Source organism: Desulfobacterales bacterium, from assembly GCA_029211065.1.
GTDB lineage: Bacteria > Desulfobacterota > Desulfobacteria > Desulfobacterales > JARGFK01 > JARGFK01.
In genome coordinates, this window is the sequence record JARGFK010000118.1 from 1 (window position 1) to 13,626 (window position 13,626).

Sequence of the window (13,626 nt, forward strand, 5' to 3'; positions counted from 1 at the left end):
GTATGACGAGGACCATCTTGCCTGGCTCTACAGCAAGGCAAGCCTCCATGCCATTGACCGCTTCTTCATGCAGGTTCGCAGGAGATTATCGCTATTAGAGAGACCCATCAGCAGTTCGGCGAGTTTAGGCCGCCGCTGGTTCGGCTACGGTCCTTACAAACCGGTTATAGTTGGCAAACTGCTGGATATCTTCCGTGTCTTTTATAATTTCGTGGAAGTTGGCAAGAACAAGCAGACCCCGTCAATGCGGTTGGGATTGTCAAAGGGCAAAATAACTATTGAGGATATTATCTATTTTCAGTGATAAGGCTGCTTATGATTTTTCAGGCGGCACAGAACCTGGACGTTACGGAAGATTTCTTTTAGAAGAAAATGACCGCTGATACTTAGTGCATCGATTCGCAAATACAGTGACGTTTTTTTAGAACGAGAATCATTGGGTATGTTCACTCAGCACTTAGTCCTGAGTAAATAAATACGTTATCGTATTTATGAATCGAAGGACTTAGGCTGCGGCCATGTCCCCCGGAAAGGGGGAAGGCGCCATCTCTTGCAAGTTAAGACCGAATTTAAAGGGTTGGAAGATCAGGGTTACAATTGTTTTCCGAGTGCTTTCACAATGAGCACCCGGCTGATACAGGCAGCGGGTTATGACATTTAAATGCGGACGGATAATTCCCCTGGCCCTATGAAATATAAACAAATCCTATTTAAAAACGATAAGGACGGCAAGCAATACATCATCACAAATGATGACAGTTCTGCTTTTAAGCCCAATTTAAGTGATTCTGAAATTATAATCGGCCGATTATTTTCCGAAAATTGCCCCATCAACCGGAACTGCATCGATTATAGTGAAAAGGACAGGTCCAGCCGGTTTTGCGGACATTTCATAAACCTGATGCAGTTGACATATAATCTATTTTCCCCCGAAGGCCTGTTTTGCAGCAAGAGTAAAATGTATCACAGTGTTTCTGTGTTGAAACCTTACACGTGTCCACTTTCCAAAAGCACTTGCCTGGCGTGCGACAATCTGATCAATATCCGGGCAGTGCCCTTCCCGGAAAAATCCAACTGTCATGTCGTGTGCAACGGGGTTGGAATCAAGCGCTGATAAGGGCTGAAACAGGGGCGGGTAGTGCACGCGATGTGGCTGCTCACAAGGTTTGCGGCTTCCACAGAAAATAACCCGGTTTATTTCATGGCGTCTTTCCCGGGCTTTACAGGGGGCTTTATTCGGAGGCAGATCATCCCTGTAATAAAAAACAGCGCCACAAAGAGGTAAAAGGGGATCGCGTAGCTGCCGAAAAGATCAAAGCAGATTGCGGCAAAAATAGGCCCGCAGGCGTTGGCGGCGGCCTTAAACGGTATGGAGAATCCGTAAATGCTGCCGAGGGCCGTGCGGCCGAAAAATACCGCCCATATGAGGGAAACGACCGTGTTGCGGCCGCCGTGCAGGATCCCGTGCAGCGCCGCCAAAACAAAGACGAACCCCGTGCCGGCGCCATCGGCCAGTTTAAACGCCACCACCCAAAAAAACAGCAGAAATACCAACCCGTTTCCGAAAACATTTATCGCCAGAAGCGCCTGAATGCGAACCTTATCGGCCAGCATGCCCCAGAGAACCGACCCCATGGCGCCGAAAACGGCAATGGTGCTGAGGACCCAGACGGCGGTTTTCTGACTGAGTCCCTGGTCCGTCATAAAAGGATAAATATGAAAATTGATACCCGCCTGCAGGAACGGAATCAGACAGGTTATAAGGGTCAATATCCAGAATGTTCTAGTCTGGGTCGCCTGTGCCCGGGTCCAGACCGGTTCCGCTTCCTCAACCCCCGGGCCGTTCCTTTCTTCTTCTGCGTTTAACGGACCTTCCGTCCTTTTTTGGGGGATAGCCGGCGAAGCCCCGTCCGGTAACAATCCCATATCTTCTGGTCTTCGCCGCAGAAAGACCAGGGCGGGGATGCCGGACATCAGAAATACCACCACGCCCAGGGCGCCCCAGGCCATCCGCCATCCATAAGCCAGAATCAGAAATTGAATCATCAAGGGCAGCAGAGCGCTGCCGACCCGTTCGCCGATCCAGGTGATTCCCAGGGCCCGGCCCCGCTTGCGGACAAACCAGTTGGACACCGAAACGGTCACCACCAGGCTCAGCACGCCCACGGCGATCATTCGGCCTATACCGAAAAACAGGTACAGCTGCCAGATCTGCCTGATATACATCAAGGCGAACAGTCCCATGCTGAAAAAAACGATCCCCCAGAACGCCACCATCCGCGGCCCGTACCGGTCCAGGATCGGCCCGACAAACGGCGATACCAGCCCGCCGCAAATGGAACCGACGGCAATCGCTCCAGTGAATGCGGCCCGGCTCCAGCCGAAATCCTGGGCCATCGGCTTCATGAACATCGACAAAATATTCTGAAAAACGCCGACCTCCGTGACGCCGATCAAAAATGAGACGGCAACGATGACCCAGCCGTAAAAAGGCTTGCGCAAAATAAACTTCCTTTTATTCAGGATACGACATTGGACTATAAACAAAAATAAGTTGGGTACCCCTATGATAAATACAGACGGACGTCAAGCACAACTCAAAAGGGAACCCCAAGGTTTCAAACCCGATCCAAAACGGACAGCGGCGGGCCGCACGCTGTAAACCATAAGGATTTTTCCCTGTTATTTGTCAACCTCTGTTTTTTCTTGACTCAATAGCGCCTCTCTCTTATACCCAGACCATCAAAAAAACGACATCTTATCTCTAAAGGAAGACCCCAATGGAATACGTTCGCAAAGTTGATTTCGCGGCCATCGACAAGAGCGGTGCCGATAAGCAATTGATCCAGAGACTGTACGATCACACGTCGGGCGCCAAGAACTGCACCGTCAATTGCATCACGACCCCCGCCGGCGGCGGTTCACCGGGCGGCCTGCACACCCACGCCGTCGATCAGATTTTTTATGTCCTGCGGGGCACAATGCGCATTGAGATCGATGGCAAGCAGTACGGCTGCAGCCCCGGTTCACTCATCATCTTCCCTGCCGGCGTGCCGCATCGCAACTGGAATAACGGCAGCGAGCCGACGGTTCACCTGGCCTTTAATACACCGCTGCCCGACCCAAATGTCCCCTTTGTCCAACCCCTTTAACACGAAGGGTCCCTAAAGCGCACGGCTGCCAATAATATTGAATTACCCCCGAAAGAGATGGTGAATCTGTACCCTCAAATCTTGTCCCCCTTCTCCCAACCCGTCCTCTGTAGCAGGCCACTGCAGTGGGTGGACCAATTGGGCGAATACCCTTATTTTACAAAACCTTAGCCTATTCCCTGGTGATCGATCTACATATTTTGAAAGAATGAACCACATAATATGTTGCCATCTTTTTGTTTTTTTGCTGCTATATCACCTTTCTTCTCTATCTCCGGCTGCCGTCAAACACCTTTTATTTAACTGCTTCTATATTATTTTTTTGATATGATATAAATTAGTTATCTATCCATAAAATTATAACCCGGCCCAGTTGACTACTTTTTTGATGGCGACTCTGATATTGGCACTAAATGTGCATTTCTAACTATTAACAAACACCCCGCATCTCTTTATAGACAACCGAAACACCGATGAACCGGGCAATTTGTGATTGATATTTCGGCAGTGTCGGTTTAAAAAATTTCGAGGAGGTCATTAATGGCATTAAAGGGTGAAAAGGAAAGACGAGGCGGTAAAGACAGAAGACAACATAACGCCACGATACTGGCGCCGGATCGACGCAGCGGCAAGGATAGAAGGAAAACCAAAGGCAGGCGAAAGCGGGTCCTGTTGAAGACACTGGTCTACCTTTTTTTTACAATAACAAGTTGCAATCGACCGGCAGGATTCATCTGAATGGCGGATGAAGGACCCTCCGGTTCAGGCAGCGATAATATTTTTTTGTAATAATGGCTCCAGACATACATCTCTTTATGGCGCCCAATTAAAAACCTGTAAAACGTGTCCTTATGAAAATCATTGTTTCCCATATTAAGCATATTTTAACGAAACGCCTGGAAAAAAAGGGGGTGGATAAAGGCAAAATACCCGGACTTCTGAGAGATCTGGCAAATTTTGACTTTCTCAATCCCCATGTAAACCTTTTATATGTAAATGAACGCATGCATTATTTAGGCTGGAATGACCTTAAAATGGATTATCACACGCTTCAGCTGGCCATCGCTTGTTTTGTGTCCGAATGCCTGGAAAGCTCGTAAAGGTAGACCCGCGCGTTTTTACAATTACATTTTTTACATTTCAATTTCAGTCTGTTAAATTGACCCTGCAGTTGCATCAAGAACATGACATTGAAACTGATTATATCGTCTTTATTAACGGGAAAGCGTATGTCTGCCAGTCCACAAGACATAAGCGGATGGACGCCGGTCAACGGCAAGCTCAAAAAGGGTTATGGAATTGCGTCAGGTCAGGCACTGAATTCGCCCTACCCCCAGGGAAGTATCCTCCTGCAAACGCCTCACTTCCTCCAACGGGGTTTTGATATCCGGTGCTACTACCCCGGAACGCTGAATGTCTCCATTGCCCCCCTCACCTTTAAAATACAAAATCCCCGCTGGCGGTTCGACGACCTGGAGTGGCATGAGGGTCTATCTGAAACTTTTTCATTTTCGCAATGCCGTCTCCTTGTGGACCGGGATACGGTTGAGGGCCTTATCTACTATCCGCACCCGGATACGAAACCTGATCATTTCCACGACAACTCCACCCTGGAAATTCTGGCGCCATTCATGGGAAATCTTGCGGAAGGCGCCGAGGTTTTCCTCTGGCTGCCTTCTCAAGAAATTGAGGTTTCTTAAAACGGGTCGTGTTTCCGGGGCCAACAAAAATGATTCCGGATGCATTTTCTTCGACATATCTTGTACCAAAGCGATTCTATTATCAACTTTTCCAAAACCCTTCATGGATACTATGAGGAGGACGAGAAATGTCCGTTCAAGACAACATCGTAAAAGCCAAACTCATTGATGTATCCAAGGTAACCGGCTCGCCCTCTTTTTTCCTCAACCGGCCAACCATAAAAATAGGCCGTGCGCTGATCAATGATTTCGTGATTAAAGAAAAGACCGTTTCTGGAAAACACGCCGCCATTGAACAAAAACAGGATGGATACTTTCTCATGGACTTAAAGAGCACCAACGGAACCCGGATTAACGGAAAAAGCATCGATCCCAACGTACCTTATAAACTCACGGATGGCGATGTCATTTATTTCGATAAGTTCTCTTTTGTTTTTCAGCTTGAGAAAACCGTTCCGGAAAAACCCACCCGCATTTACGAAAGAACCATCGACATCGAAACCAACCCCCTGTCAATCGACGCACACGCGAAAGCCGCCGCACCCCCTGCGCGACCCGCCGGCGCCTATACCGGAACGATCGATATTGAAAGCAAGCCATCTAAAGTTTACAGCGAAATAACCAAAGTCCCCAAACCCGCCCCTGAGAACGGGGAGCCAACCAAGATCGGCAATTACGACGTCATCAAACTGCTGGGAAAAGGCGGCTTTGGTTCGGTCTGGAAAGCTACGGATTCCAAAGGCAAAGCGGTAGCCGTCAAACTGCTGAATCCGGACGCGCTTCAAAATGAAAGAGCCGTGAGAAAATTTTTCCATGAGGCCATTATCCTTTCCCGGCTGGACCATCCGAACATCTGCCGGTTTATTGATTTTTTTCCCTACAACCAGAATTTCGCCATCGTAATGGATTTTGTCCAGGGGGCCGATATGAAGAAGCTGCTCAAGGAACGGGGGGGGCCGCTTCCCTATGAAACGGCGTGCCGGATAGCCGAACAGACCCTTGACGCTTTCCATTACGCGCACCAGCAGTCCGTGCTGCATAGAGACATCAAACCGGAAAACATCACAATAGATGAAAACGGCAACGTCCGGGTCATGGATTTCGGTATCGCCAAACTGTCGTCTGCTGAAACCCAGCATACGTCCGCAACCATGATTTCCCCCGCCTATACGGCTCCGGAACGGTTTGATATCAAAAAGGATGTGACGCACCAGTCCGACATTTACTCGTTGGGGATTTTTTTCTATGAAATGTTTGCCGGCAGGCATCCGTACAAGGCGTCTACGCCGGTGGAGATGATCACCGCCCACTTAAGAACGGTCCCCGCACCACCGGAGGCGTTCGTCGACATGCCCGCAGAGATCAGCCGGGCGATTCTGAAAGCGCTTGAAAAAAACCCGGAAGACCGGTTTGAGGATTTTTCGGCATTCAAGTCAGCCATGCTGGGAAAAGCCGCAGGGGCTCCGGCAGGTGCGACCGCCCCCCCGGGAGCCCTTGCGTTTTCCGGCGAACATTACCGGTACGGCGCGGCCGTGCTGGAAATGTATCTGAAAGCCGTGAGACAGTACCAGAACAGGGCCCGAAAATTCACGCTGATTCAAAAAGGAACGCTGCTTGAACTCATCATCGAAACCATCGACGGCGCCCCCCTCCATATTATAAAGGATGTAGAGAAAATCGCAGCGGAATAAGATGAAAATTGAGAATATCCTCTTTGATCTCGATGGAACGCTGACCGACCCCAAGGTTGGCATTACCCGATCCATTCAATACGCTCTGGAAAAACTCCACCGGCCGGTCCCGGCAGCCGGTGATCTGCTATGGTGCATCGGCCCGCCGCTGCAGGAGAGCTTCAGGAAACTGCTCTCCCCGGATGCCGATCAGGCAGAAACAGCCGTATCCCTTTATCGGGAACGGTTCAGCGCCGTCGGCAAGTTTGAAAATGAAATCTACCCGGGAATCATAGAGGCATTAGACGACCTGAGCGCCCAAGGCTTTCGCCTGTTTGTGGCCACATCAAAACCGGTTGTCTTTGCACTTGATATTATAGCGCATTTTAGTCTATTGCCATTTTTTAAACAGGTATATGGACTGGACGGTGATTTGACCGATAAGGGCGCCCTGATTTCCCATATACTCCGGAACGAAAGAATTGCGGCAAAACGCACGTTGATGGTGGGAGACCGCAGCTTCGACATCCTCGGCGCGAAAAAAACCGGCGTCTGCAGCCTGGGGGTCACGTACGGCTATGGCGCGAAAATTGAACTGATTGAAGCCGGCGCCGATTTCATTGCAGACTCTCCCCGCGAAATTATGGAAACAGCAAAGAACCTGTCGGGAGGATATACCGCTTTCCATAATAAAGTTCCGAAACAATAAATTGCGGTATAAGCGGTTGTAGAAAAAAACGTTGGGATAACGGAACGTTTTTTCTGCAACCGCTATAGCAGCGCGTGTTCGTCATTCCAGACAAATTATGACCTGAAATTTTCAAATAATATCTTATTGACGTCCAACCATATTTTTTATATCTTGAATTGACAGTTCAATTCAAACGTACTCAAACTTAATGTTTCCTGTATGGCATTCTCTGCTTTCATTTCATATGGTTCTAATTTTTGGGTTTTCACTGACCGAAACGGAACTATCCGGCGGTCCGGCAAACCGTAATTTTGACAACCCCATAAGGCGGCAATAAATCCCTTTCATCAAAAGGAGGTTTACCATGGCAACTTTTTTTATGTTCGGCAATTACACATCCGAGGCAATCAAGGCGATGAGCGCAGCGAGAACCGAGCTTGTCGTAAAAGAAATCAAAAAGATGAAAGGCGAAGTCAGCGCGATGCACGCTTTGCTCGGACAATACGATCTGCTGTTTTGCGTCAACTTGCCGAGCGTTGAAGCGGCAATGAAAGCGTCCGTGAATATCGCTCGATTGACCGGCATATCGTTTAATACCTTTCCGGCAATCGCAGTAGAAACGTTTGACCAATTGACGGCCAAAGAGTAGAAAAATCATAGCATGGGATCACCCCCAAAAGGGCAGGTGGTCGCATGGGCCTGCCTGCCGCAGGCAGGGCTTCAAGGGATCCACGAGTCAAGTTCGGCATCACAAGCTGTCCGGTAGATATAGGGCTGCGAAATCATCGACGTATTTTTCCCCGTTCCTTAACAGCCAGCAAGGGAGATGAAGCTATGAAAGATCTGATTAAATACATTGCCCAGTCAATAGTTGACAACCCGGAACAGGTAAACGTTGAAGAGGTAGTGGGGAGCTATACCTCTGTACTGGAATTAAAAGTGGCCAAAGAGGATATCGGTAAAATTATCGGCAAACAAGGCCGGACAGCCCAGGCGATGAGAGCGATCTTAAACGCTGCTTCCGGCAAGGCAAAGAAAAGAATTGTTTTGGAAATTATCGAGTGATCTCGTCCCCAAAAAAGCGTTTTGCTTTCACCGCAAGATGAGTGCTTATGAACAAATCCGTTGACCCCGCAACATTTGGCCTGCACTCCGGTACAAGGATAGAAAAAACCGGCAAGGAAACATATGTCCTCATCATTCAGCGCAAAAGCAGAATTATTATGAAAGACGGGCGGAACATCCTGGCCAAGGCGGCTATAATCCAATCGGCTGTTCCAGAGGCCCGGGTGGATGTCCATACGTCCGCTCCGGTATGCAGTAAAACCAGACAGTTTCTGCAGGCGCATGGCATCACCATTGAGGCCATGAAGTAACAGCGCCCAAACAACACCGCCGGGACTTCAACGGGATAAAAACGCCATGGATCTTACCGGACTGGAAACGCCCTGCCTGGTTTTAGACCGGGGAAAAACCGCAAAAAACATCCGCTCCCTGCACCGGCGCCTGGCGCATCTCAACGTAAACCTGAGACCCCACGGAAAAACCGCAAAAAACATTGAGGTGCTCCGCATGGCCCTGGCAGGCCAGTCCGGCGGCATTACCGTATCGACCCTCAAGGAGGCCGAATACTATTTTGAAAACGGCATCCGGGATATTCTGTATGCAGTGGGTATTGCCCCCGTCAAACTGGATCATGTCGCCGGTTTGATCCAAAGGGGCGCCGGCATCACCATTATCCTCGACTCCATCGCGCAGGCCAAGACTGCCGCCCAAAAAGCGCGGCAGCACGGCGTCAAAATTCCGGTCCTGCTTGAAATAGACTGTGACGGGCACCGCTCGGGCCTGACCCCCGCCGATCCCCTGCTGGTGGATATCGGCCGGCTGCTGAAAAATGCAGACAGCCTGACGCTCCAGGGCGTCCTTACCCATGCAGGTGGATCCTACGGGTGCGAATCTGTCGACAGCATCCGCGCCATGGCTGCCGTGGAGCGTGATACGGCCGTAACCTGTGCGGAAATATTGCGAAAAAACGGACTCCCCTGCCCCACCGTGAGTGTCGGGTCAACACCCACCGCCAATTTCGCCGAAGACCTCCGTGGTGTTAGCGAGGTGCGTGCAGGCGTTTTTTTATTTTATGACCTGGTAATGGCCGGGTTGGGCGTCTGTGACGTCGGTGACATTGCCGTTTCGGTCCTGGCTTCGGTCATCGGCCATCAGAAAAGCAAAGGGTGGGTCATCATTGATGCGGGCTGGATGGCGCTGTCGCGCGACCGGGGTACCGCTTCTCAAAAAACGGATCAGGGCTATGGCCTGGTGTGCGGCCTGGATGGAGCGCCCATTGGGGATCTGATCGTATCCGCCGCCAATCAGGAGCATGGCATTATCACCGCACGCGCTGGCAAGCCTTTGGATTGCGGGCGGCTGCCCATCGGCGCCATGGTCCGTATCCTGCCGAACCATGCCTGTGCCACGGGTGCGATGTATGACCGCTACTACGTTGTCGATGCGAAAACGGAAATTGACGTTGTGTGGGATCGCATCAACGGCTGGTAAAAAACCGGGGGTATAACCAATATAAGGGGTTTTTTCGGCCGGCTGAAACTCCCCGCCTTCAGCCGCGCACCATTCGAGTCATTTTTGAATGACACCCATTTCCACCAGATCCTTTGTCAGCTCCCGGGGATCAAACATCTTGCCCTTTCGCCATTCTCCGTTAAATTCAAATGTCGGTACGACCCAGTCGAATCCGCCGTTGACCTCAACAACCTTGGCAACCACATCGTCCGGCTGCGTTTCAATATCGATATAGTTAAAAGGAATTTTATTTTCTTTTAAAAAATCGACTGTTTTCTGACAATGCCGACACCAGCTTGCTGCGTATACATTCAACATCGCGACTCCTTGTGATATCGCTGTTCCGAAGGGTTATGTGTGTTCCAGCGCTTCCTCTATTTCATCCAGGAACCGGCTTTTGCGGTTGAATTGGCCTTTACGAAAACCGGCGCAGCTTAAAAACAAATGCTGCGCGCTCCGTGTTACGGCCACATACATCAGCCGGCGCTCCTCTTCCAGTCCGGTTTCGGACTCCAGTGATTTCCAGTGGGGGAAAAGATTTTCTTCGCAGCCCACAACGAATACCGCCTGAAATTCCAACCCCTTGGCCGCATGTACGGTTGCCAGGTTAACGCCGTAACCCGTATCCGCTTCATCCTCCGACTTGTCTTCTTTAATCAGGGCCGCTTCTTCCAGGTAGTCGATAAGACTGTCTTTCTGGGACGCGGAATAGATCAGCTGGTCGATATTTTCCTCCCGGGAGGTATAGTCCATGGCGTTGGCCCGTGAATACGCTTTCAGATACGCAAGATAGTCCACCCGTTTGAGTATCTCCGATACCGCCAGGTCCGGCCGCATCTCCCGGACATCATCCAGCAGCCCCAAAACCGGCGAAAGCGCCGCAGTGATCTTGGCGGGCAGCAGTTCATCCGCCAATGCCCGCCGGGCCGCTCCCTGCAGGCTCAACCCGTCAGTCTTGAGCCGGGCGATCTTCTGAATCGTGCCGGGGCCGATCCCGCGCCGGGGTATATTCAAGATGCGCTCAAAGGCCGCGTCGTCTTTTTCAAAGGCCGCTGCCGTGATATAGCAATTGATATCCAGAACTTCCTTGCGCTCGAAAAACCCCTTGCCCCCCAGCATCCGGTAGGGGATCCCCTGGGCCCGGAAAATCTGCTCAAATGAAAGCGAACAAAACTTGGTCCGGTACAGGACCGCCATTTTGTCATATGCAATGCCCCAATCCCTTAAGGACCGGATGCTCTGTGACGTCCAGACGGCCTCTTCTTTTTCATTGTCAAACTCGTACAGTTCGACCCGTCCTCCCTGCTTTTCAGAAAAGCATTTTTTTTCCATGCGGCTGTCGTTGTACCCGATCAGTTCATTGGCAACCTGTACGATTTCATCGGCACTGCGATAGTTCTGTTCCAGCCGAAAGACTCTGGCATCTTTATACTTGCTGCGGAAAGACAAGAAATGGTCGACATTGCTTCCCCGAAAAGAATAAATGGCCTGCCAGTCGTCTCCGACGCAAAACAGGTTGCCGTTGCGAAGGAACAGCCCCGTCAAATCTTCCTGCAAATTGTTGGTATCCTGATACTCGTCCACCAGGATGTATTCAAACAGTTTCTGGTAGCGGTCTCGAATCCGCTTATGGTCCCGCAGCAGATCGCGGGTCAGCAGCAGAATATCGTCAAAGTCCACCGCATTGCTGTTTTTCAGCTCCTGACTGTAGAGCTTAAACGCTTCAGCAACCCGGATGTGGGCCACGAAAGGTCTTTTATCCAAATAGGCTTCGGGGCGTCCGGAATTTTTGGCGCGGGAAATCCGGCTTAAAACAGCGGGAACAAACTTTTTGTCGATATTCAGCTTTTCAGTCAGGACATCCTTAAGGACCTTCTGCTGCTGGTACGCTGCAAATATCTGTATCGGCTGCCGGTACCCCAGTTCCGTACAATGCTGCTTTAGAATTTTAAAGCAGGCCGAATGATAGGTGCGAACCCACGGAAAGCTTTCCATCGGCATGCCGGTCAGCTTCACCAGCCGTTCTTTCATTTCGTCGGCAGCCTTGTTGGTAAAGGTGATGGCCAGTATGCGCGCCGGATCATAGCCCTTGGATACGAGATAAGACACCTTGGCGGTCAGGGTCCGCGTTTTGCCCGAGCCGGCCCCGGCCACCACCAGCGCCGGCGATCCGGTATGTTCCACAGCTTCTTTTTGCTGAAGCGATAAATCCATGCAGTTGTATTCTCCTCACATGATCACCATCTTTTATGGAGGTGATCCCAATTTTGTAGTGCTTATAAGGAAAACGAGCGCGCTTGTCAAAAGAAAAGGGTCGGTGGGGGCGGGATGAAAATGGCGGCAAACGGACTGGTGCGGCCTTGTGGGTCGATTCACTTAATGGGTCGGTTTTAAGAATAATTGGGGACGCTCCTTGATATATTGATAACGCATATTACAATAATTTCAATTTGTTTTCCCTTGCAATTTTTTCACCGCGGTTTGCAGATTGGCTTGCTGTCGGTTGAGATATCTTTAAGCGCTTTGACAACTCCACCATGCTCATGCCAAGTTCCCTTGATGCCCAAAAACATAATAAGCTTCTTGCCTTAACCCTGTGAGGTTGCCTGCCGGAAGACAACACGTCTGCTTGATCAGTCTCTAATACTGCCGCAACGCGATCGACAACGGCGTCAAAATCGTATCCTTTGGCTTTTAATAAATATTTTTGGTCATACTCATCCCGACAGGATTGTAATACAGAATCAACAAACTCGCTATCTCCCAAGATCCGCTCGTCCCCTTTCATATACGCTTTTATCTTTCTTAAATCTTTGAGAGCTAGCCATCCTCCTATGCTCCGGACAAGACATCCGCCAATAAGGTCCGGCCTTTTCCCGATCGATATTCCTTTCTGAAGATATTCCCGGTAACGCCGGCGGGCAGATGACAACCTGTCGTGAAATAATTTAAGAACATAATCTGCGCTCTGCCAATCGTTCTTTTTATTTCCCATTATGACAGCATGGCCACTATAAGAATACGTGTCCAGGAGCTCAAGATCGGAGGCAATCATGGCGCGGAGGGGATTTAAATGGATATATCTCACCAGTTCTAAGAGATAGGCGTCTTCCTGACAAAGAATTGATTTGTATCGGTTCTGAAATAGATGACCTGCGCGACGATGCTTATGATTGAAATAGATTGCGTAACCGGTCAGTAGCCTTCTCATGAGGGTTGATATCGGTACATTGCCGGTTTTTAAAAGCAAATGAAAATGATTGGGCATTAATGCCCAGGCGAAACACCATGCCGCGCCATCGGTCAAGATATTTCCAAAACGCTCTAAAAACTGATCCCGATCGGCATCATCCTGAAAAATGGGTTTTCTATCGATGCCTCTCACAACGATATGATGTATGGCCCCGGGGGCATCTATTCTTGATCTGCGCGGCATTATTATCTTATTACAAATATATTTCGACTTGTCAATATATCAAGGAACGTCCCTTTTTTACATAGTTTACATAGGACCTTACCACATGGGTGCCTTTTTCCGGCACGTGACGAAGCAACCTGCCGATGAAAGCTTGCGCTTTCAATTTGAATGTGGCTTTGTCATGCTTTTCCCGATGGGCATAGGCGAAAGTGACTTCTTTGCCGTCGTAACCGATAATGCGCCGCTCGGAAATCGGCCCCCGGCAGATATAGCGGCCGACGTACTTGAAAACGCCGTTGGCGTGTTCGTAGGCCGGTTCGATATCGGCATGCCAGCGTTTTCGGCCCAGCTTGTTGAGCAGGTTCCGGCACTGTTGCACGCTCATGCCCGACGGGGTTCGCAGGACTTGATCTTCGGG

16 protein-coding genes are annotated in these 13,626 nt (G+C 50.0%); 11 read left to right on the plus strand and 5 right to left on the minus strand.

Going from position 1 to position 13,626, the window contains the following annotated elements; genetic code table 11:
- A partial coding sequence (locus P1P89_19265) for a hypothetical protein (GenBank protein ID MDF1593653.1) occupies nt 1-304 on the plus strand: 304 nt, incomplete at its 5' end.
- A gap of 890 nt (nt 305-1,194) precedes the next feature.
- On the opposite strand, the gene P1P89_19270 is transcribed toward P1P89_19265, so the two are convergent.
- Nucleotides 1,195-2,502, minus strand: coding sequence for an MFS transporter (locus P1P89_19270; GenBank protein ID MDF1593654.1), 1,308 nt, complete (start codon nt 2,500-2,502; stop codon nt 1,195-1,197).
- 278 nt (nt 2,503-2,780) lie between these two features.
- Here P1P89_19270 and P1P89_19275 point away from each other — a divergent pair, with 278 nt between their 5' ends.
- The 10 genes from P1P89_19275 to P1P89_19320 all read left to right on the plus strand — a co-directional run bounded on the left by P1P89_19275 (nt 2,781) and on the right by P1P89_19320 (nt 9,769).
- Nucleotides 2,781-3,152, plus strand: a complete 372-nt coding sequence (locus tag P1P89_19275; protein MDF1593655.1) for a cupin domain-containing protein — start codon at nt 2,781-2,783, stop codon at nt 3,150-3,152.
- A 540-nt stretch (nt 3,153-3,692) separates the two neighbouring features.
- A complete protein-coding gene (locus P1P89_19280) occupies nt 3,693-3,890 on the plus strand; it encodes a hypothetical protein (protein MDF1593656.1) in 198 nt (65 codons plus the stop codon).
- Between the two features lie 113 nt (nt 3,891-4,003).
- Entirely contained in the window at nt 4,004-4,252 is a 249-nt protein-coding gene (locus P1P89_19285; GenBank protein ID MDF1593657.1) for a hypothetical protein, read from the plus strand.
- Nucleotides 4,253-4,381: 129 nt separating this feature from the next.
- On the plus strand, nt 4,382-4,852 hold the full coding sequence (locus P1P89_19290) for a hypothetical protein (protein MDF1593658.1): 471 nt from the start codon (nt 4,382-4,384) through the stop codon (nt 4,850-4,852).
- A gap of 128 nt (nt 4,853-4,980) precedes the next feature.
- Nucleotides 4,981-6,543 carry a serine/threonine-protein kinase gene (locus P1P89_19295; protein ID MDF1593659.1) on the plus strand — a complete coding sequence of 521 codons (1,563 nt, stop codon included), beginning with the start codon at nt 4,981-4,983 and terminating at the stop codon, nt 6,541-6,543.
- 1 nt (nt 6,544) lies between these two features.
- Nucleotides 6,545-7,231, plus strand: coding sequence for an HAD hydrolase-like protein (locus P1P89_19300; protein MDF1593660.1), 687 nt, complete (start codon nt 6,545-6,547; stop codon nt 7,229-7,231).
- A 346-nt stretch (nt 7,232-7,577) separates the two neighbouring features.
- Entirely contained in the window at nt 7,578-7,862 is a 285-nt protein-coding gene (locus P1P89_19305) for a GYD domain-containing protein (protein ID MDF1593661.1), read from the plus strand.
- A gap of 185 nt (nt 7,863-8,047) precedes the next feature.
- Nucleotides 8,048-8,278, plus strand: a complete 231-nt coding sequence (locus P1P89_19310) for a KH domain-containing protein (protein MDF1593662.1) — start codon at nt 8,048-8,050, stop codon at nt 8,276-8,278.
- 47 nt (nt 8,279-8,325) lie between these two features.
- A complete protein-coding gene (locus P1P89_19315) occupies nt 8,326-8,589 on the plus strand; it encodes a hypothetical protein (GenBank protein ID MDF1593663.1) in 264 nt (87 codons plus the stop codon).
- Between the two features lie 46 nt (nt 8,590-8,635).
- Entirely contained in the window at nt 8,636-9,769 is a 1,134-nt protein-coding gene (locus P1P89_19320) for an alanine racemase (protein MDF1593664.1), read from the plus strand.
- Nucleotides 9,770-9,847: 78 nt separating this feature from the next.
- Here P1P89_19320 and P1P89_19325 read toward each other — a convergent pair whose 3' ends face one another.
- The 4 genes from P1P89_19325 to P1P89_19340 form a co-directional block, all read right to left on the minus strand.
- The gene (locus P1P89_19325) at nt 9,848-10,108 is read right to left on the minus strand and encodes a glutaredoxin family protein (protein ID MDF1593665.1); all 261 of its coding nucleotides are present in this window, start codon (nt 10,106-10,108) and stop codon (nt 9,848-9,850) included.
- Nucleotides 10,109-10,141: 33 nt separating this feature from the next.
- Nucleotides 10,142-12,004, minus strand: a complete 1,863-nt coding sequence (locus tag P1P89_19330) for a UvrD-helicase domain-containing protein (GenBank protein MDF1593666.1) — start codon at nt 12,002-12,004, stop codon at nt 10,142-10,144.
- A gap of 220 nt (nt 12,005-12,224) precedes the next feature.
- Nucleotides 12,225-13,226, minus strand: coding sequence for a transposase (locus P1P89_19335; protein ID MDF1593667.1), 1,002 nt, complete (start codon nt 13,224-13,226; stop codon nt 12,225-12,227).
- 31 nt (nt 13,227-13,257) lie between these two features.
- On the minus strand, nt 13,258-13,626 hold a 369-nt coding region (locus tag P1P89_19340; protein ID MDF1593668.1), incomplete at its 5' end, for a transposase.